The sequence below is a fragment of the Pectobacterium polonicum genome (genome assembly GCF_005497185.1).
GTDB classification, from domain to species: domain Bacteria; phylum Pseudomonadota; class Gammaproteobacteria; order Enterobacterales; family Enterobacteriaceae; genus Pectobacterium; species Pectobacterium polonicum.
On the sequence record NZ_RJTN01000013.1, the window covers coordinates 58,288 to 77,006 of the forward strand.

Annotated in this window: 18 protein-coding genes and 1 tRNA gene; 12 read left to right on the forward strand and 7 right to left on the reverse strand. The window is 50.2% G+C overall.

What is annotated here, in order from left to right; translation table 11 throughout:
• Together EDI29_RS13975 and tus are read left to right on the forward strand one after the other, a co-directional pair.
• The coding region (locus tag EDI29_RS13975) for an MFS transporter (RefSeq protein ID WP_137741419.1) at positions 1 to 1,161 on the forward strand (1,161 nt) is incomplete at its 5' end.
• 151 nt (positions 1,162 to 1,312) lie between these two features.
• Positions 1,313 to 2,248: a DNA replication terminus site-binding protein gene (tus, locus tag EDI29_RS13980; RefSeq protein ID WP_137741369.1), complete on the forward strand. Its 936-nt coding sequence runs from the start codon at positions 1,313 to 1,315 to the stop codon at positions 2,246 to 2,248.
• A gap of 63 nt (positions 2,249 to 2,311) precedes the next feature.
• Here the strand turns inward: tus and fumC are convergent, their stop codons facing one another.
• Entirely contained in the window at positions 2,312 to 3,709 is a 1,398-nt protein-coding gene (gene fumC, locus EDI29_RS13985; protein ID WP_137741370.1) for a class II fumarate hydratase, read from the reverse strand.
• 240 nt (positions 3,710 to 3,949) lie between these two features.
• Between fumC and manA the strand changes: the two genes are divergently transcribed.
• Positions 3,950 to 5,122, forward strand: coding sequence for a mannose-6-phosphate isomerase (gene manA / locus EDI29_RS13990; protein ID WP_137741371.1), 1,173 nt, complete (start codon positions 3,950 to 3,952; stop codon positions 5,120 to 5,122).
• 118 nt (positions 5,123 to 5,240) lie between these two features.
• On the forward strand, positions 5,241 to 6,791 hold the full coding sequence (locus tag EDI29_RS13995; RefSeq protein ID WP_137741372.1) for a YdgA family protein: 1,551 nt from the start codon (positions 5,241 to 5,243) through the stop codon (positions 6,789 to 6,791).
• Here EDI29_RS13995 and EDI29_RS23130 read toward each other — a convergent pair.
• Positions 6,772 to 6,894 carry a hypothetical protein gene (locus EDI29_RS23130; RefSeq protein ID WP_277751452.1) on the reverse strand — a complete coding sequence of 41 codons (123 nt, stop codon included), beginning with the start codon at positions 6,892 to 6,894 and terminating at the stop codon, positions 6,772 to 6,774. The genes EDI29_RS13995 and EDI29_RS23130 overlap by 20 nt on opposite strands.
• Between EDI29_RS23130 and EDI29_RS14000 the strand changes: the two genes are divergently transcribed.
• Together EDI29_RS14000 and add are read left to right on the forward strand one after the other, a co-directional pair.
• Positions 6,893 to 7,870 (forward strand): arsenic resistance protein, encoded by a 978-nt coding sequence (locus EDI29_RS14000; protein ID WP_137741373.1) that lies wholly within the window; start codon positions 6,893 to 6,895, stop codon positions 7,868 to 7,870. The genes EDI29_RS23130 and EDI29_RS14000 overlap by 2 nt on opposite strands.
• A gap of 121 nt (positions 7,871 to 7,991) precedes the next feature.
• Positions 7,992 to 9,005, forward strand: a complete 1,014-nt coding sequence (gene add, locus EDI29_RS14005) for an adenosine deaminase (protein ID WP_137741374.1) — start codon at positions 7,992 to 7,994, stop codon at positions 9,003 to 9,005.
• Positions 9,006 to 9,153: 148 nt separating this feature from the next.
• Here add and tnpA read toward each other — a convergent pair whose 3' ends face one another.
• On the reverse strand, positions 9,154 to 9,612 hold the full coding sequence (gene tnpA / locus EDI29_RS14010) for an IS200/IS605 family transposase (protein ID WP_137739705.1): 459 nt from the start codon (positions 9,610 to 9,612) through the stop codon (positions 9,154 to 9,156).
• A gap of 237 nt (positions 9,613 to 9,849) precedes the next feature.
• Positions 9,850 to 9,939 (reverse strand) — tRNA-Ser (locus tag EDI29_RS14015).
• Between the two features lie 279 nt (positions 9,940 to 10,218).
• On the opposite strand from EDI29_RS14015, the gene EDI29_RS14020 reads away from it, so the two are divergent.
• Together EDI29_RS14020 and EDI29_RS14025 are read left to right on the forward strand one after the other, a co-directional pair.
• Positions 10,219 to 10,956 (forward strand): phosphatase, encoded by a 738-nt coding sequence (locus tag EDI29_RS14020; RefSeq protein ID WP_137741375.1) that lies wholly within the window; start codon positions 10,219 to 10,221, stop codon positions 10,954 to 10,956.
• Between the two features lie 61 nt (positions 10,957 to 11,017).
• Positions 11,018 to 11,596, forward strand: a complete 579-nt coding sequence (locus EDI29_RS14025) for a TorD/DmsD family molecular chaperone (protein WP_137741376.1) — start codon at positions 11,018 to 11,020, stop codon at positions 11,594 to 11,596.
• 78 nt (positions 11,597 to 11,674) lie between these two features.
• Here EDI29_RS14025 and EDI29_RS14030 read toward each other — a convergent pair whose 3' ends face one another.
• The 3 genes from EDI29_RS14030 to mdtH all read right to left on the reverse strand — a co-directional run bounded on the left by EDI29_RS14030 (position 11,675) and on the right by mdtH (position 14,476).
• A complete protein-coding gene (locus EDI29_RS14030) occupies positions 11,675 to 12,241 on the reverse strand; it encodes a lipoprotein (protein WP_137741377.1) in 567 nt (188 codons plus the stop codon).
• A gap of 200 nt (positions 12,242 to 12,441) precedes the next feature.
• On the reverse strand, positions 12,442 to 13,089 hold the full coding sequence (gene grxB, locus EDI29_RS14035; protein ID WP_137741378.1) for a glutaredoxin 2: 648 nt from the start codon (positions 13,087 to 13,089) through the stop codon (positions 12,442 to 12,444).
• Between the two features lie 181 nt (positions 13,090 to 13,270).
• Positions 13,271 to 14,476, reverse strand: coding sequence for a multidrug efflux MFS transporter MdtH (gene mdtH / locus EDI29_RS14040; RefSeq protein ID WP_137741379.1), 1,206 nt, complete (start codon positions 14,474 to 14,476; stop codon positions 13,271 to 13,273).
• A 316-nt stretch (positions 14,477 to 14,792) separates the two neighbouring features.
• On the opposite strand from mdtH, the gene rimJ reads away from it, so the two are divergent.
• From rimJ to murJ, 4 genes are all read left to right on the forward strand, one after another.
• The gene (gene rimJ / locus EDI29_RS14045) at positions 14,793 to 15,377 is read left to right on the forward strand and encodes a ribosomal protein S5-alanine N-acetyltransferase (RefSeq protein WP_137741380.1); all 585 of its coding nucleotides are present in this window, start codon (positions 14,793 to 14,795) and stop codon (positions 15,375 to 15,377) included.
• A 9-nt stretch (positions 15,378 to 15,386) separates the two neighbouring features.
• Positions 15,387 to 16,025: a YceH family protein gene (locus tag EDI29_RS14050; protein WP_137741381.1), complete on the forward strand. Its 639-nt coding sequence runs from the start codon at positions 15,387 to 15,389 to the stop codon at positions 16,023 to 16,025.
• Between the two features lie 28 nt (positions 16,026 to 16,053).
• On the forward strand, positions 16,054 to 17,019 hold the full coding sequence (locus EDI29_RS14055) for a Gfo/Idh/MocA family protein (RefSeq protein WP_137741382.1): 966 nt from the start codon (positions 16,054 to 16,056) through the stop codon (positions 17,017 to 17,019).
• A gap of 127 nt (positions 17,020 to 17,146) precedes the next feature.
• The gene (gene murJ, locus EDI29_RS14060) at positions 17,147 to 18,682 is read left to right on the forward strand and encodes a murein biosynthesis integral membrane protein MurJ (protein WP_137741383.1); all 1,536 of its coding nucleotides are present in this window, start codon (positions 17,147 to 17,149) and stop codon (positions 18,680 to 18,682) included.
• Positions 18,683 to 18,719 lie beyond the last annotated feature (37 nt).

Consider the following 18,719-nt stretch of genomic DNA (forward strand, 5'->3'; position numbering starts at 1 on the left):
GGTACACCGCAATTTATGCGTGTCACGCTGGCGCTATTTTCTGCCGGGTTAGCCACGTTTGCCCTGCTATATTGCGTACAACCCCTGTTGCCGGTGTTATCTCAGGATTTTGGTATTTCTCCAGCAACCAGCAGCCTGTCGCTTTCTGTTTCAACGGTGATGTTGGCATTTGGGCTGCTGTTCACCGGCCCACTCTCCGACACGCTGGGTCGTAAAAATGTGATGGTCGTGTCGCTGATGCTGGCAGCAATCTGTACTGTGATTTGCGCGTTCATGACCAGTTGGAACGGCGTATTGATTATGCGAGCGATGATCGGCCTGTCGCTAAGCGGCGTCGCAGCCGTCGCGATGAGCTACCTGAGTGAAGAAATTCACCCCAGCGTACTGGCATTTTCGATGGGGTTATACATCAGCGGTAACTCGATCGGCGGGATGAGTGGACGTTTAGTCAGCGGCGTATTAACGGATTATTTCCCGTGGCGGGTTGCCATTGGTGCAATCGGCGTACTGGCGCTCATTGCGGCGATAACGTTCTGGCGCATTCTGCCGGAATCACGCCATTTCCGCCCCGGTTCACTGCGCCCGAAAACGTTGCTGTTAAATAGTAAACTACACTGGCGAGATGCGGGTTTACCGCTGCTGTTCCTTGAGGGATTTTTGTTGATGGGCGCATTCGTTACCCTGTTTAACTACATCGGGTATCGGCTTTTAGCTTCGCCATATTTGCTCAGCCAGGCAGTGGTTGGTTTACTTTCCGTGGTCTATCTCACTGGAAGTTACAGTTCACCAAAAGCTGGCGCGTTGACTTCCCGCTACGGCCGTGGCCCGGTGTTGAGTATTGCGATCCTTCTGATGTTGACAGGACTGGGAATAACGGCACTAACACCCGTATTCGCTATCTTTGGCGGGATGATGCTCTTTACCGCCGGCTTTTTCGCTGCTCACTCGGTGGCCAGTAGTTGGATTGGTCAACGGGCAAGACGCGCCAAAGGACAGGCTTCATCCATGTATCTTTTTTCTTACTATCTGGGGTCGAGCCTGGCTGGTACGTTGGGGGGATTCTTCTGGCATTCATTTGGATGGATGGGGATTACTGTGTTTCTTGCGACACTCTTATTCCTCGCACTGGGAGTCAGCCTGATACTGAAACGCCGCCTTTAACCCCTTTTCTTATAGGAGTTTACCTAACCAGGGTAAACTCCTCATTATATATCCCCTAATACGCTGCTTGAAAATAATGATAATCACGATTGCTGAAGTGTGTGTTTAACAGTATAAACTTAAGTATGTTGTAACTAAATTGAGTTTATATATGAATCGCTACGCACTCATCGAACGCATGAACCGCTGTTTCCAAACCTTAGAGACAAAACTAGCCGTGATGCAGAAACAATTCTCTGCGTATCGACTGCTGGCAGGTCGCGTCTACGCGCTTCCTAATGTGGAAAAAGGAACGGAGCATGATCCTGTCGAGCGAATAGCCGTTACACAGTACGTTGGCCAAGAAGCGTGCGATAGAGGCTTGGCGCATTTTCAGCGTCTGTTCATTCACCACTACCCGGAAACGCTCAGTAGCAAAAGTGCGATTCGTTTACCGGGTGCACTCTGCTTTTCGGTAAACGTCGCACAATATCAACAGGCGCAGTCACTCATCGCGGAAATTAATGCGCTGAAAAAGGATCTGGAGAAGATGATTACCGTCGAGTCCGGGCTAGAGCCGGAACAACGCTTTGAGTTCGTCCATACGCATTTGAAGGGGTTGATCACGCTCAGCGCTTACCGTTCGTTAACGCTCATAACGAATCCGGCATCAGTCCGGTTTGGCTGGGCGAATAAGCACATCATCAAAAACATGACGCGTGGCGAGGTGCTGGAGAAACTGACCAAAAGCCTGAACGCAGCAAAGCATGTGGCGCCATATACCAAAGCGCAGTGGATTGAGCATGTTGAACAGGAGATGGATGCCGTATTGCCGCTGCCGGAAGAGGCGGTATTGAAGATCAAGCGTCCGGTAAAAGTGCAGCCCATCGCACGCGTGTGGTATCCCGAGCAGCAGAAACAGGTACAGCATCCCTGCCCGTCTCCTCTGCTCGTGCTTTGTCAGCAGGAACCCGGCGGCGAGGTGCCGATCATCGGCGAACTGAATCCTTATGACGCCAACAACATCAAACATAAGCACAAACCGAAAGCAGCCGAACTGCGCTTGCTCATCCCGCGTTTGCATCTGTATACCGATGCACCGGAATAAAAAAGAAAAAGCCTGCGAGTAAACACCGGCAGGCTACAGGATAAAACGCTGACTATCGCGCCATTACTTTTTCAGGCTACCGACCATCTCTTCCGGTCGAACCCACTCATCAAATTGTGCTTCGGTGAGGTAGTTCAATTTGAGCGCCGCCGCCTTCAGCGTCAGCCCTTCTTTATGCGCTTTTTTGGCAATTTCTGCCGCTTTGTCATAGCCAATATGCGTGTTGAGCGCGGTTACCAGCATCAACGATTCGTTCAACAGTTGGGTAATGCGATCGTGGTTAGGCTCAATCCCCACTGCACAGTGCTCATCGAAGCTCTTCATACCGTCAGCCAACAGGCGAATCGATTGCAGGAAGTTATGAATCACCATTGGGCGGTACACATTCAGCTCAAAGTTACCAGAAGCGCCACCAATATTCACGGCGACGTCATTGCCCATCACCTGGCAACACAGCATTGTCAGCGCTTCACACTGGGTCGGATTGACCTTGCCCGGCATGATTGAACTGCCCGGTTCGTTTTCAGGAATACTCAGTTCACCGATGCCACAGCGCGGGCCAGATGCCAGCCAACGCACATCGTTAGCAATCTTCATTAACGATGCTGCCAACCCCTTCAAGGCACCATGCCCATGGACCAGTGCGTCACAGGTCGCCAGCGCTTCAAATTTATTCGGTGAGGTAACAAATGGCTGGCCGGTGAGTTCAGCCAACTCCGCCGCCACACGTACCGCATATTCAGGATGCGTGTTTAATCCGGTTCCTACCGCCGTACCGCCCAGTGCCAGCTCGCAAATATGCGGCACGCTGTTTTCGATGTGCTTCAGGTTATGCTGTAACATCGCCGCCCAGCCAGAGATTTCCTGCCCTAATGTTAGCGGTGTTGCGTCCTGTAAATGCGTACGACCGATTTTGACAATATCTTTAAACTGCTCAGCCTTCGACGCTAGCGTAGCGTGCAATGCTTTCAGTTCAGGAATCAGATGTTCGTTGATCGCAACCACGGCCGCAACATGCATCGCCGTCGGGAACACATCGTTAGAGCTCTGACTTTTGTTGACATCATCGTTCGGATGAACCAGCCGATTGTTGCCTCGCTCTCCCCCCAGTAGCTCACTGGCACGATTAGCCAACACTTCATTCATATTCATATTGCTTTGCGTGCCAGACCCCGTCTGCCAGATCGCTAGCGGGAATTCTCTCGCGTGTTTACCCGCTAACACTTCATCCGCAGCCTGAATAATCGCATTTCCTCGTTCGGCAGGCAGAAGCGCGAGGTCCATGTTGACACGAGCCGCTGCACGCTTGGTTTGCGCCAACGCATAAATCAGCGCTTGTGGCATTTTCTCTTCAGAAATACGGAAATGCTCCAGTGACCGTTGCGTTTGAGCTCCCCATAAACGTTCAGCAGGAACATCAATTGGCCCCATTGAGTCTTTTTCACTACGCGTCGTGCTCATTACCTTTCCTCCTTAAAACACAGATTCAAATAGTAGAAGACATCGAATCACATCGCTGGGCCTATTCTGATAACACTGACTGGCCTATAACACTTATTGTGTCTACTAACACGGTCTGGTATCGCGCTACATAAAACATTACCATGAAGCGAAGAAGATGCAGTGTATTCATAATCATTCAAGTAGTTAACAGCTGGCATCACAAAAATTAACAATTTAATGCAATAGCAGGGAGCCGACATGCAAAAAATGCTCAATTGCGTCCAGCACTACGCCTGGGGCAGCAAGCACGCCTTAACTGAGCTTTATAGCATTGATAACCCTAATGATTTACCGATGGCAGAACTGTGGATGGGCGCCCATCCCAAAAGTAGTTCAGCGATCATTGATGAAAAAGGCAACACTCGCAGCCTACGTGACGTCATTGCCGAAGACGCCATAACTCATCTTGGCGCAGCGGTTACGCAGCGTTTTGGTGAATTACCCTTTTTGTTTAAGGTGTTATGCGCAGAGCAACCACTCTCCATTCAGGTTCATCCAAGTAAATCAGCAGCAGAACAAGGCTTTGAGAAAGAGAATGCGGCCGGTATCGCGCTGAATGCAGCGGAAAGAAACTATAAAGATGCCAATCACAAACCAGAATTGGTCTACGCGTTAACGCCTTTTCAGGCGATGAACGGGTTTCGAGAATTATCTGAAATTGTGCATCTACTCGAGCCGATAGCCAGTGCACATCCGTCAATCGTCGCGTTTTTACAACAGCCCGACGCGAAAAATCTCGCCATGCTGTTCACCAATCTACTCAGCATGGAAGGCGAACAAAAATCACGGGCGCTCGGCGTATTGAAAGCCGCGCTCAACAGTCAGAACGGTGAACCCTGGGCGACGATCCGCGCGATTACACACTATTATTCCGATGACAGCGGGTTGTTCTCCCCACTGCTGCTAAACGTGGTTACGCTTCAGCCTGGCGAAGCCATGTTCCTGTTTGCTCAAACGCCGCATGCCTACCTGAAAGGCGTGGCATTAGAAGTCATGGCTAACTCGGATAACGTATTGCGTGCAGGGTTAACACCGAAATACATTGATATTCCAGAGCTACTGGAAAATGTTGTGTTTGAGGCCAAGCCGGCAAACCAATTACTGACGACGCCACACCGCAGGGGAAATGAACTACATTTCCCTATCCCGGTTGATGATTTTGCTTTTTCACTGCATGAACTGAGCGAGAATCCACAAACGCTCAGCCAAAACAGTGCTGCTATTGTATTTTGCGTTGACGGTCATGCCGTCCTGCAAAAAAATGAGCAGCGACTCTCGCTACGCCCAGGAGAATCGTGCTTTATTTCCGCCAGTGAGTCACCGATAACGGTTGAGGGACAAGGGCGTCTCGCTCGCGTATTTAACCGATAACGCGTTCCGTACACTGTTGTTACACGGGTATAGCGCTGAAAATTACCCGTGTATCGCATGAAAAATTATCTGCGTTTCGCGTTGAAAACGCGCATTTTTTACTAAAGGATGAATAAAGATGAAGAAATCGCTAGTCGCCGTAGGCGTTATTGTCGCTCTGGGTGCCATCTGGACCGGTGCATCCTGGTACACCGGCAAGCAGTTGGCTCAGCAGATTGATGGTTTTACCGATACGTTGAATACCCAGATTAAACAGGCCTACCCAAATTCAGGATTGAAAGTCGTTTATCGTGACTATCAGGGTGGCGTATTCAGCAGCACGCTAGCCTATGTATTACAGAGCGATGGCACAGCAAAAGGCACACAATTCCTTGCGCCCGGTGAAGAACTTGTCTTCAACGAAACCGTCTCTCATGGACCGTTCCCGTTGGCACAGCTCAAGAAATTCAACCTCGCACCGGCGATGGGCTCTGTCCATACCGAGTTGGCTAACACGCCGGCCGTCAAAGCCTGGTTTGAACTGACTAAAGATAAGCCGTTCTTTACGGCAGAAACCCGCGTCGCCTACAGCGGTGACACACAGTCACTTATTACGCTGGTGCCGATCGACCATCAAACGCCAGAACAGAAATTTTCCTTCAGCGGTGCGGATATCTTGCTGGATATCGGGCACGACCTGCGCAGCAGCAAGATAGATACCACCATCGGCAGCGTGAAGATGGAAAGGAAGAATGCCTGGGGCCAGACAGAAAATGTCGATGTCACCGATTTCTCCATCAAGGGGACCAATCAGAAAGGCAAATTCGACCTTGATTTAGGTGATGGCGCCCTATCCCTTAAATCCATGACGTTTACCGTAGAAGGTGGCGAGCCCGTTAAACTTAACAACTTCTCTCTGCAAAGCAGCGCGACAGAAGATGACAAAAATTTGGCAGCCAAAATAGCCATTACGCTGGATTCCTTAATTATCGGCGACCGCAATCTGGGCTCAGGTAACGTGAAGATGTCTATTTCGCAGCTTGATGGCGAAGGCACGAAGCAATTCCTCGCGGCCTATCAGGCAAGAGTACAGAAACTGTTGCAAGACCCGAGCACGATTGACCCCGATGCTTATCAGCACGACGTTGCCATGTCGGTTCTGCAATATCTGCCACAGTTGCTGAAAGGCAACCCGAGCGTTGAAATCTCTCCCGTCAGTTGGAAAAACAGCAAAGGCGAAGGGGCATTCACCCTGGTGCTGGATTTAACCGATCCATTGCAGAGCACAGATAAAGCCGCTGACGCGGCGGTATCGGATGAAGAAAAAATCATTCGTCAGTCTGTCAAAAAGCTCGATGCTAAACTCAATGTCCCTCTGGATATGCTGACGGAGTTGATGGTACAAATCAGCCCCAAAACGGCCAATGCGGAAGAGCAAAAGCAACTGGAGGATATGGCGAAACAACAGGTTAATATGATGGCCGAGATCGGTCAGGGAAATCAGTTGAGCGTCACCAAAGACAATGCAATTACCAGTTCACTGCACTACGCTGATGGTCAAATTGACTTCAATGGCAACAAAATATCGCTAGCCGATTTCATCGCACCTTATTTCTCCGTTCCCACGGAAGAAGGTGAAGAGTCTCTGCCCGGTGCACAAGAAGAACCTGTTACGCCACCAGCGCAGTAATCCAGCGTTCGATAGCATTACGCGTTAAAACACACGGTGGACGCCCTTTCGTCCACCGTTTTTTCTGCCCCGCATCTTCTGCTTGATATTGAGATAACGTCATGTCCGCGCTGAAACCGCTTATGGAAACCTATCAGGCCGCGATCTACTTTTTTGCGGTAATAGCCGCAGTGGCAACAGCCATAGTTCTACCGAACACAGAGCGACTGGATGTCGTGATTAATCCGGCGCTGGCACTGATGCTGTTTGTCACGTTCCTGCAAGTTCCGTTGACTACGATCGGAAAAAGCATCACTCAGATTAGGTTCATTGGCGCACTGCTCGTCGCTAACTTCGTCGTAATCCCCTTGCTGGTCGCGGCACTGCTACCCTTTATTCCTGCCGAACCGTTGGTCAAACTGGGCATCATATTGGTGTTACTTGCACCGTGTATTGACTACGTGGTGACATTCGCGCATTTGGGGCGTGCCGATGCCGGCCGCCTGTTGGCCGCAACCCCCATACTGTTGATACTACAAATGCTGGCGTTGCCCGTTTATTTGACGTTATTCCTTGGCCATGATGCCGCTGAGCTTATCGCTTTCTCGCCCTTTATCGACGCATTTATCTGGTTGATTGCCGTGCCTTTAGCGCTGGCTGCCCTTCTACAATGGCTAGCACCACGCCAGCGTACGATGGCAGTATTTTCGGATGCGTTGAGTTATCTGCCTGTTCCCGCTACCGCGTTGGTACTGTTTATTGTGGTTGTGGCAGTCATTCTCCTGTTGCGAACCACTTGGGCGGTGGTTTTACTCGCCGTACCGTTTTATCTGCTTTTCGCACTATTGGCACCGTTGCTCGGCTGGTTGACTAGCCGCGCGTTCCGGTTGGATTCTGCTGGAGGGAGGTCCGTGGCGTTTAGTGCCAGCACGCGCAATTCTTTGGTTATTCTACCGCTCGCGTTGGCGATACCGGGCGCGTTGCCGCTACTTCCGGCCGTGATCGTCAGCCAAACCTTAGTCGAGCTACTCAGCGAGCTTATTTATATCCGGGTTATCCCTAGGTTAAATGCGCCAGAAACAGAGCAAAAAAAACAATAACAGATTGTTTTTGCTCAATGATTGTCCAGAATGCTTGGATTTTAGCGGTAACAATTAGCTATTTACCTCGATTTCTTTTTATACTTTGTCGTATGAAAAACAGTAATCAGACAATAACATTATGATTGATTCACTCCTGCCACTGGCGGATATCCACCGCCACTTGGATGGCAATATCCGCGCCCAGAGTATTCTGGAGCTTGGACGTCAGTTCAATATTGCATTACCTGCCAACGATCTTGAGGCACTCCGCCCTCATGTTCAGATCACTAAAAACGAGCCAGACTTACTGAGTTTTTTACAAAAACTCGACTGGGGTGTCGCCGTGCTCGGTTCACTGGACGCCTGTCGCCGTATCGCCTATGAGAACGTTGAAGATGCGATGAAAGCCGGGTTGGATTACGCCGAACTGCGTTTCTCTCCTTACTATATGGCGATGAATCATAAACTACCGATTGCTGGCGTTGTTGAAGCGGTAATCGACGGTATTACCGCAGGTAGTCGTGATTTCGATACCGACATTCGCCTGATTGGCATCATGAGCCGGACATTCGGCACTGAGGCTTGTCAGCAAGAACTGGATGCCCTGTTGTCCCAACGCGATCGTATCGTGGCGCTCGATTTGGCGGGTGATGAACTGGGGCACCCTGGCGCGCAGTTTACTTCCCATTTCCAACAGGCTCGCGATGCTGGCTGGCACATCACCGTTCACGCGGGTGAAGCCGCCGGGCCAGAAAGTATTTGGCAGGCGATTAATCATTTGGGCGCCGAGCGCATTGGACATGGCGTTACTGCGATTATCGATCCTCGCCTGATGACACACATGGCGGAAAATGGGATTGGCATTGAATCCTGTCTGACATCCAACATCCAGACCAGTACGGTGGAGTCACTGGATAAACATCCGTTGATTCACTTCCTGCGTTACGGCATTCCAGCCACCATCAACACAGACGATCCTGCGGTTCAAGGCATTGAAATCCGTCATGAATATGAAGTCGCAGCTCCCCTTGCAGGCCTGACGGAAGTCGAAACCCGTAAAGCGCAGGAGAATGGCCTGAACATTGCGTTTATCAGCGAGCAAGAAAAGCAACAGCTGCGCGAGAAAATTTTGCGCAAACGTGGAACGGCCTGATTGCACCATGTCATAAAATAGATCATGTCACCCATGCACAAAAAAATATCCTCCGGCATAGCCGGAGGTTTTTCATATGCGCCTATAAGGCTCTCTTACCAGCCGCGCCCTAACAGGCGCATCGCGATCTGACATTTGCATCTATGGATTACTTACGGCCCGTAAACGGGCTACCAGAATATGGGATCGAGAGTTGCTCACCCATTTTATCCTCTTCCAGTTGGTGCTTTATGTATTCTTGTATCTTGACCGTGTTTTTCCCTACCGTATCAACGTAATACCCTCGGCACCAAAACTCCCTGTTACGGTATTTGAACTTCAAATCGCCAAACTGCTCATAAAGCATCAGGCTGCTCTTTCCCTTCAGATACCCCATAAATCCCGAGACACTCATCTTCGGCGGGATTTCCAGAAGCATATGGATGTGATCCACACAGCATTCTGCTTCCAGAATATTCACGTTTTTCCATTCGCACAGCTTTCTTAAAATACTGCCAATCGCTTTGCGTTTTTCCCCGTAGAACACCTGTCTTCGGTACTTCGGCGCAAAAACTATGTGATATTTACAGTTCCATCGGGTGTGCGCTAAGCTCTTTTCGTCCCTCATTGGGACCCCCTTTTGATTTCTTGTTGAACGTTTGCAGTTGCCAGACCGCAAACTGTTTTAACAAATCAAAAGGGGTTTTTATAACTGGCCCAAAGCTGAAAGCTTTACTGAACCCCCAGCCTAGCTGGGGGTTTTCTGGGCACAACAAAAAAGTCCGCCGAAGCGAACTTTTTATGTATTACTTTATGCAGTACAAAACCAAATGTGATACTTAATTCATTGATTTTGTTTAATGTATGGCGGTGAGGAAGGGATTCGAACCCTTGATACGTTTTCACGTATACACACTTTCCAGGCGTGCTCCTTCAGCCTCTCGGACACCTCACCGTGGTCTCGCCGTATGTCATGCTGGTGGACGGCGCTAATGTAGGGAAATTGCTGAACAGCGTCAACAAACTTCTGCACCCAATGTGCGCAATGAGCCAAAGTTAACGCAATTTGTTGCTTTTCTCTCCGTTTTTTACGTCTGTACTCGTTTATTACCCTACGTTGTTTCAAAAAACAATGTTTCATTTGTGTTAATCATTCGTTGTAATTCCGCTTATTGGCTGCGGAATACCCCTGAAAATGGTATGCTAACTTGCACTCGTTGACTCAGGAGAATCTATGTATCCCGTCGATTTACATATGCACACCGTTGCCAGTACACATGCTTACAGTACTCTGCATGATTACATCGTCGAGGCGCAGCAGAAGAATATTCGTCTGTTTGCCATTACCGATCATGGGCCAGATATGGCGGATGCACCGCATTACTGGCATTTCATGAATATGCGCGTTTGGCCGCGTTTAGTTGATGGCGTAGGTATCTTGCGCGGTATCGAAGCGAATATTAAAAATATCGAAGGCGATATCGACTGTACCGGGCCGATGTTGGAGCAGGTGGATGTGATTATTGCGGGCTTTCATGAACCGGTTTTTCCACCGCAGGATAAAGAAACGCATACCGCTGCAATGATCGCGACTATGGCGCGCGGCGATGCGCATATCATTAGCCATCCCGGCAATCCGAAATTTCCTGTTGATATTCGCGCAATTGCGGAAGCGGCGGCAAAATACAATGTGGCATTGGAGCTGAATAACTCTTCTTTTATGCATTCACGCAAAGGCAGTGAACCAAACTGTCGGGCGATTGCTGAAGCGGTACGTGACGCCGGTGGACTACTTTCTTTAGGTTCTGATTCCCATATCGCGTTTTCTCTGGGGGACTTTACCCACTGTGAGCGTATTTTGCAGGAAGTGAATTTCCCACAGGATCGGATATTAAATGTCAGCCCTCGTCGTGTGTTGAATTTCCTTGAGCAACGTGGGATGCCTGCAATCGCTGAATTGGCTGATTTGTGACGCCGTCACTTAAAAATCGTTACTTAAAAATAGTGTTACTTAAAAATAAATAGGATTATGAATGAACGAGTTTTCTATTGTGTGCCGTCTGTTGGGCACGCTGTTTTATCGCCAGCCACAGGATGCCTTGCTGACACCGGTATTTGCGTTGATTAAAGAAGGGAAGCTGGCGCAGCACTGGCCGCTGGATCAGGATGCTTTGTTAGCACGGTTGCAAAAAGGTCTGGATTTGCCTGCAATGGCGGCAGATTATCAGGCGTTGTTCGATCAAGAGAACGGGTCGGTTTCACCGTTGCGCTCGTCCTATGAAAACGATGCCGACGATGCGGAAATTCGTACCTTTCTGCAACAGCGCGGCATGCCGTTAAATGACGGCGCAGTGGGTCATTTTGGTAGCTTGCTGCTGGCGGCATCATGGTTGGAAGATCAGGCACAAGAAGATGAAACTGCGGCGCAAATTACGCTGTTTGATGAATATCTCTTACCGTGGAGCGATCGTTTCCTCGGCAAAGTAGAAAGTCATGCTACCACCGCATTCTATCGTACATTGGCGATAGTGTGCCGCGAAGCGCTGGAAGCCATGCGGGATGAGCTGGGCGAAAGCGAAGAAGACGATGACGAATCGGAAACGGAAGAATAACACGGTGGGATGACACCCCGCAGTATGAAACCTGGTGCGCCGATAGCAGACGTCATGTGTGCTATCGGCGAGTGAACATTAGTCAGTAAACAGGATAACGATCTGGCCTGGCTTGATTTCGATACCTTTCGCCATCTTCTTCGCCAGCGATTCTGTTGTGCTTTTATCCGCATTCAGCACATAGGCCGGTTTTTGATCAAAATAGCTTTTTAGCGATTGATTGAGGTAAGGGCTCAGTGTTTTCATTACCGTCTGCATTTTTTCCGGTTGCACGGTGTAATCAATCAGTTCCATGTCCTTCAGATAAATCGCGCCCTGCGTTTTATCAAATACCGGTTGTGCTTTCAGTGTAAGCTTCATATCCGCAGCCTGATTGCCCAACAGAGAGGAGATATCGACCTTCGCATTACCCGTTAGAGTCACTTTCCCCGGCTCTGCGCGACCAATCTGGCTGGATAGTTCGGTTAACACGATATGTGCATCCACTACGCCAGGTACGCCCAGCTGTTTCTGATAGTCATTGTGTTTTTGCAGGTACTCATTCACTTCCTGTTCACTGAGCGTGTATTGGGTGAGTTTATTACAGCCGCTGAGTGTAAAGGCGAGCAGTACAGCTGCCGCTGCTATCCATCCTGATTTTTTCATTATTCTGACCTCTTAATGCCATTTATGCGCACGATTTATTCATACGGGCAATTTCTTTACGCGGGCGATCTATTTATATGAACAATCAACATCGTTCCGCATGGATAGCGTGCGCCCGATACACAGAGTAAACAATAGGATAGCACTGAAATAGCCGATAATGCCGCTTCGGGACGAAGCGGCGGAGTAAAACTGAGTGATTAGATTGCCAGGCTGCTGAGTAACGTTACTTGGGTTTGTTTCGCCATGTTATTGCGGTAGTCCGCAACGCGAGAAGGTGGCGTAACACCCGCAACGATAGACAGCGAACGGAGCAGTGGGAAGAGGTCGATATCATCCGTTGATAACACGCCGTTACAGGCATTCGGCTGGGCAATCAGCGGATCAAGATCCTGTAAATCATTGTTCAGTTTCTTAATCAGTCCCTGAGAATGACCCAGATGGTCGGCAAAATTGCCTAGCTGGGCTTCCTTCTTATTAACAAAATACTGCCGAGCGGAAGCGGAGGCAAATTCTTCAAAGGCTGCCTGAGCAAAGCGGGGAATAATCAAACGCGGCGTATATTCCGTAACTTTGCGTAGCCAAGCGGAGATTGCCGGATTGGTTGAACCTGTCAACAGCGGTTTGTGGTCGTAATTATCGATAAAATGCACGATGTCCATACTTTCAGGCATGTAACCGCCGTCGTCTTTTTGCAGGATGGGCACCATTTTCTGGCCGATCAGTCGCTCTGGCGTCTCAACGTCATCATTCGCTAATATTTGCAGTTCGACAGGGATATTTTTCAGGCCGAAGATCATGCGTGCTTTAACGCAGTAGGGGCAGTGATCGTAAATGTAGAGCTTCATTCGTCGTCTCCTAAATTACAGGGCATAGACAAAGGCCGCAGTGCGGCCACGCGTGTAACTCATCATCAAACAAGGTCAATCGGGTGTGCGAGAAGGCTCGCGACGAAACAATTATTTGAATGTATTAGGAAAGTATAGAAGGGCTTTACCGACGAGATCAAACTCGTCGGTAATATTCAAACTAATGACCACCCAACATCGCAGGTTCGATGCGACGTTGGTTGAACTGCCAGTACAGTGCGGCTAGCGTCAGGAGTCCGATGGTGCCGAGCATGAACCACGGCAGCTCCGGTTGATTCAGCGCATGCCCGGTATCAAATAGCCAGCCGCCGCCGCTGTAGCCAATCGCGCCACCAAGCGCTAATCCAAGCCGACTGAAACCCATATAGCTGCCTCTTGCTCTGGCGTCTGCCAGTGAGGCACTCAAGGTTTCGCGTGCGGGCTCGGCGATAATCGAGCCAATATAAAACAGGCTGATAAGCATCAGCAGTGTTTGAAGCTCTGTCGTCATCCCGATTGGAAACATGCTGACGGACATGATGAAAAGTCCTGCCATTAGGCGCTGTTCCAGCCGGAAGTGTTTCTCGCTCCAGCGGGCGATGGGATAAAGCAGCGTCAGCGACAGCGTCGCTTCAATGGCGTACATCCATTTCACGGCAGATGGCGTTCCGGCGAGTTGGTTGACCATAATAGGGAGCATCAACAGAACCTGCACGGCCAGCATGTAATAGCCCGTCAGCGTTAATACATACATCAGGAAACGGCGGTCGCGAATCACACGCATCAGACCTTCCCCGATCGGTGTTCTTACCGTCGAAATGCGATAGGCTGGCAGCAACCAGGCATTGAGCGCAGCCGCAAGCACGAAGATGACTGCTCCCGCCCAGCAGACAATTTCGAAATCGTACTGAAGCAACCAACTGCCGATGAGGGCACCGATAACCGCACCTGCGCTGTCCTGCATCATTAACAGAGAGTAAAAACGCCCACGTTCCTGCGGACGAACCAATTTGATAACCAGGGCGGTACGCGGTGGATCGAATAACGTGCCACCAAGGCCGGATAGCGCACAAGACAACCAGAGCAGCCAGGGTTCGTCGGCAATGGCCATGAACACAAAACCGGAGGCGCGTAGCAGCATCCCGGTAATGATCATCGGCTTGGCGCCAAAACGATCGGCGATAGCCCCGCCGAAAATACCGAGCCCTTGCTGAATAAACTGGCGTAATCCCAAGGCGATACCGACTAATAATGCAGCCCAGCCGAGATCGTCAACAAAACGAATGGAAATAAGGGGAAAAACAACGAAGAACCCTAAAACCACCAGCATATTATCTAGTAATAAAAAATATTTACCCAAGCTCCGAGCTTGCGACATCAGAGGCATGTTTCACCACAACAAAAAAAGAAGGAAAATAACAGACGTGACTATTTTGTACTCTAATTCGACTTTGGTATAGCCTATTGTTGGATAATATTTTTTTATCGATTTAACGTTATGCGAGTAGCATTTTGGCGAGAAAAAATGGCTTTCCTGATTCAATTGCGCAATAACTCGGCGATGAGGATTTTACGTCTATGAATTTATGCGGTTATAGTAAGGATTATCGGAAATACCGATATTTTGTGCTTATTGTAGAATAACGATTTTTTCAGTGCCGATGAATTTTACTTATCGACAACATGGAGAGGTAGGGGGAAAAATGTTTGGCTATCGTTCAACACCAGCAAGAGTGCAGTTGACAACCGACAGGCTGGTGGTGCGTCTGGCCCATGAACGCGATGCATGGCGTCTGGCTGAATACTATTCTGAAAATCGTGATTTTCTCAAACCGTGGGAGCCCGTGAGGGACGCGAGTCATTGTTATCCATCAGGCTGGCAGGCGCGGCTGAGCGTGATTAACGATATGCATAAACAGGGCAGTGCCTATTACTTCCTCCTGTTAGATCCGAATGAAAACGAAGTGTGTGGCGTGGCTAATTTTAGCAATGTGTTACGGGGTTCGTTCCACGCCTGCTATCTGGGCTATTCCCTCGGCCAGAAATGGCAGGGGCAGGGGCTGATGTATGAAGCGTTGCAGCCCGCGCTGCGTTATATGCAGCGTCAACAGCATATGCACCGCATCATGGCTAACTATATGCCGCATAACCAGCGCAGTGGGAATTTATTGACGCGTTTGGGGTTTGAACGTGAAGGCTATGCGAAAGACTATCTGCTTATTGATGGGAAATGGCAGGATCATGTATTAACCGCGCTGACCAACGCCGAGTGGAAGTCTCCGCGTTAAGGAGTAATGATGAAATACCAATTAGATGCTCGTGAAGCCCGCGTGATCGGCTGTATGTTGGAAAAGCAAATCACCACGCCGGATCAATACCCTATGTCGTTAAACGGCATCACCACGGCCTGCAATCAGAAAACCAACCGCGAGCCAGTGATGGAACTGAACGAAAGCGAGGTGCAGCAAACGCTGGATTTGCTCGTGAAAAAACACTTCCTGCGTACGCTCAGTGGCTTTGGTAACCGTGTTGTGAAGTACGAACATCGTTTTTGTAATTCTGAATTTGGCGACCTGAAACTCTCTCCTGCGGAAGTGGCGCTGGTAACCACGCTTCTTCTCCGTGGCTCACAGACTCCGGGTGAACTGCGTACGCGTGCTGCTCGATTGTATGAATTCTCCGATGTGAGCGAAGCTGAGTCCACCCTTGAGCAACTGCAACGGCGGGATGATGGCCCATTTGTGGTCAGACTCGCGCGGGAAGCGGGTAAACGGGAAAGTCGCTATCAACATCTTTTCAGCGGTGAGGTTAGTGATATAGCGGTTTCAGAGGAAGAAAGTGCGAGCGACAATTCTCATCCGCTTACCGAGCGGGTTGAGGCATTGGAAAAAGAGGTCGCTGAACTCAAACGCCAGCTTGCCGCGCTGTTAGCGTAATGAATTTGTACCTGGGAGAATACCAGCCATGAAGCCTCAGTTGTCATCCGTAGAAAGCATCGCAGAGCCTATTGTATCCACCCGACGCCCTCGTATCGGTGTCATCGGGCTGGGAGCCATCGCCCAGAAAGCTTATTTGCCCATTCTCAGTCAGGCCGAGCGCTGGGAACTGGTCGGTGCCTATTCTCCTGACCAGCAAAAAACGCAACGAATTTGCCAGCACTATCGGATGGCGGGTTTCTCTGCGTTGGATGAGTTAGCGGCACACTGTGATGCCGTTTTCGTTCACAGCAGCACCGCGAGCCATTTCTCTGTCGTGAGCCAACTACTTAAAGCGGGTGTCGATGTTTATGTGGATAAACCGCTGGCAGAGACGCTGGAGCAGGCAGAAGCGCTCGTCGAATTGGCGGATCAACAACAAAAAATTCTGATGGTCGGCTTTAATCGCCGTTTTGCGCCGTGTTATCAGCAGCTAAAACAGCGGTTGGATCAACCCGCATCTTTGCGTATGGATAAACACCGTATTGATAGCGTCGGGCCACAGGATGTACGTTTTACCTTACTGGATGACTATCTGCATGTGGTGGATACTGCGCTATGGCTCGCAGGCAGCGACGCTCAGTTGGTTGATGGTGTCCTGCATGCGAATGCGGACGGTCAACTGCTGTATGCCGAGCACCATTTCCAGAGCGGCAACTGCCAGGTAACGACCAGCATGCATCGTCAGGCCGGTAGCCAGCGGGAATGGGTTCAGGCTGTTGCTAAGGGAGGCTTATATCAGGTGGATGAGATGCGTGCATGGCGTGAAGATCGTGAGGGGATGACGTTCAGCCCAGCGGTGCCATCCTGGCAAACTACGTTGGAACAACGCGGGTTTGTCGGTGCGGTACAGCATTTTATGACGGCGATTGAACAACGGAAACCAGCGGAAACATCAGGTAATCAGGCGTTACTGTCCCAGCGTATGATTGAGAAATTGCTGGGAAAAAGCTGAAAAGTTCAACGGTTATGGCAATGTTAGGTAGCTATTACACGCGCAATGCGTAGACTAGTCGCACCTCGCAATCAGGATGACCTCAACGGGTCAATAATCACCCCTGAACCGTTCAGAACATAATCGGATGAATTTACTTAAATCACTGGCTGCCGTCAGTTCCATGACCATGTTATCGCGCGTGTTAGGGTTTGTGCGCGATGCTATCGTCGCCCGCATTTTTGGTGCGGGCATGGCGACAGACGCCTTCTTTGTGGCGTTCAAACTCCCCAACCTGCTGCGCCGTATTTTCGCGGAAGGCGCATTTTCACAGGCGTTCGTGCCTATTCTCGCCGAATATAAAAGCCAGCAGGGCGATGAGGCTACGCGAACGTTTCTTGCTTATGTTTCCGGTATGCTGACGCTGATTTTGGCGTTGGTTACCGTAGCGGGGATGGTTGCCGCCCCTTGGGTCATTATGGTCACGGCTCCTGGCTTTGCCGCGACGCCTGAACGCTTTGAGCTGACCTCTAATCTACTGAGAGTCACGTTTCCCTATATCCTGCTGATCTCACTGACCTCCATGGTAGGTTCGGTGCTGAACACCTGGAACCGTTTCTCGGTACCCGCATTTGCGCCGACGCTGCTTAATGTCAGCATGATTGGTTTCTCGCTGTTTGCTGCGCCGTATTTTAATCCTCCCGTTATGGCGCTGGCCTGGGCGGTATTAGTGGGTGGCTTATTGCAACTCGGCTATCAATTACCGCATCTGAAAAAGATTGGCATGTTGGTCTTGCCACGCCTGAAATGGCGTGACCCCAGTGTCTGGCGAGTCATGAAGCTGATGGGCCCCGCGGTTTTAGGCGTATCGGTGAGCCAGATTTCGCTGATCATCAACACTATTTTCGCCTCCTTCCTTAGCGAGGGAGCGGTGTCATGGATGTATTACGCCGATCGTCTGATGGAATTTCCTTCTGGCGTGCTGGGTGTGGCGTTAGGGACGATTTTACTGCCGTCGCTGGCGAAAAGTTTTGCCAGTGGCAATCACGATGACTACTCCCGTCTAATGGATTGGGGGCTCCGTTTGTGTTTCCTGCTGGCGCTGCCAAGCGCGGTAGCATTAGGTATTTTGGCTAAACCGTTAACCGTATCGCTGTTCCAGTACGGCAAGTTTAGTGCCTTTGACGCATTGATGACTCAACGTGCGCTGGTTGCTTACTCGATTGGGTTAATGGGGTTGATTGTCGTCAAAGTGCTAGTGCCCGGTTTCTATTCCCGGCAGGATATCAAGACGCCGGTAAAAATTGCGATAGTCACGCTGATCTTGACGCAAGTGATGAACCTGATCTTTATCGGGCCGCTGCAACATGCGGGTCTGGCGTTGTCCATCGGTCTGGCCTCCTGCCTGAACGCAGGATTGCTGTACTGGCAACTGCGTAAGCAGGATATTTTCCGACCGCTGCCGGGTTGGGGCGGTTTTTTGATTCGCCTGTTGGCCGCGGTTATCGTGATGTCGGTGGTTTTACTCGGCATGCTGTGGTGGATGCCCGCATGGGATGACGGCAATATGACGATGCGCATCCTGCGCTTGCTGCTGGTTGTCGTCGCAGGAGCGGGTTCCTATTTTGCCACGCTGGCGCTGTTGGGATTCCGCCCCCGGGATTTCGCCCGCCGTAGCGTGTAATCACATTCCGATATTGCGGAATTAAAAAACGTAGGGA

Excerpts from the sequence above, each read along its gene's own strand:
- tus (WP_137741369.1), top strand. The coding sequence starts at position 1,313 with ATGAATCGCTACGCACTCATCGAACGCATGAACCGCTGTTTCCAAACC.
- fumC (WP_137741370.1), bottom strand. The coding sequence starts at position 3,709 with ATGAGCACGACGCGTAGTGAAAAAGACTCAATGGGGCCAATTGATGTT.
- manA (WP_137741371.1), top strand. The coding sequence starts at position 3,950 with ATGCAAAAAATGCTCAATTGCGTCCAGCACTACGCCTGGGGCAGCAAG.
- EDI29_RS13995 (WP_137741372.1), top strand. The coding sequence starts at position 5,241 with ATGAAGAAATCGCTAGTCGCCGTAGGCGTTATTGTCGCTCTGGGTGCC.
- EDI29_RS14000 (WP_137741373.1), top strand. The coding sequence starts at position 6,893 with ATGTCCGCGCTGAAACCGCTTATGGAAACCTATCAGGCCGCGATCTAC.
- EDI29_RS23130 (WP_277751452.1), bottom strand. The coding sequence starts at position 6,894 with ATGACGTTATCTCAATATCAAGCAGAAGATGCGGGGCAGAAAAAACGG.
- add (WP_137741374.1), top strand. The coding sequence starts at position 7,992 with ATGATTGATTCACTCCTGCCACTGGCGGATATCCACCGCCACTTGGAT.
- tnpA (WP_137739705.1), bottom strand. The coding sequence starts at position 9,612 with ATGAGGGACGAAAAGAGCTTAGCGCACACCCGATGGAACTGTAAATAT.
- EDI29_RS14020 (WP_137741375.1), top strand. The coding sequence starts at position 10,219 with ATGTATCCCGTCGATTTACATATGCACACCGTTGCCAGTACACATGCT.
- EDI29_RS14025 (WP_137741376.1), top strand. The coding sequence starts at position 11,018 with ATGAACGAGTTTTCTATTGTGTGCCGTCTGTTGGGCACGCTGTTTTAT.
- EDI29_RS14030 (WP_137741377.1), bottom strand. The coding sequence starts at position 12,241 with ATGAAAAAATCAGGATGGATAGCAGCGGCAGCTGTACTGCTCGCCTTT.
- grxB (WP_137741378.1), bottom strand. The coding sequence starts at position 13,089 with ATGAAGCTCTACATTTACGATCACTGCCCCTACTGCGTTAAAGCACGC.
- mdtH (WP_137741379.1), bottom strand. The coding sequence starts at position 14,476 with ATGCCTCTGATGTCGCAAGCTCGGAGCTTGGGTAAATATTTTTTATTA.
- rimJ (WP_137741380.1), top strand. The coding sequence starts at position 14,793 with ATGTTTGGCTATCGTTCAACACCAGCAAGAGTGCAGTTGACAACCGAC.
- EDI29_RS14050 (WP_137741381.1), top strand. The coding sequence starts at position 15,387 with ATGAAATACCAATTAGATGCTCGTGAAGCCCGCGTGATCGGCTGTATG.
- EDI29_RS14055 (WP_137741382.1), top strand. The coding sequence starts at position 16,054 with ATGAAGCCTCAGTTGTCATCCGTAGAAAGCATCGCAGAGCCTATTGTA.
- murJ (WP_137741383.1), top strand. The coding sequence starts at position 17,147 with ATGAATTTACTTAAATCACTGGCTGCCGTCAGTTCCATGACCATGTTA.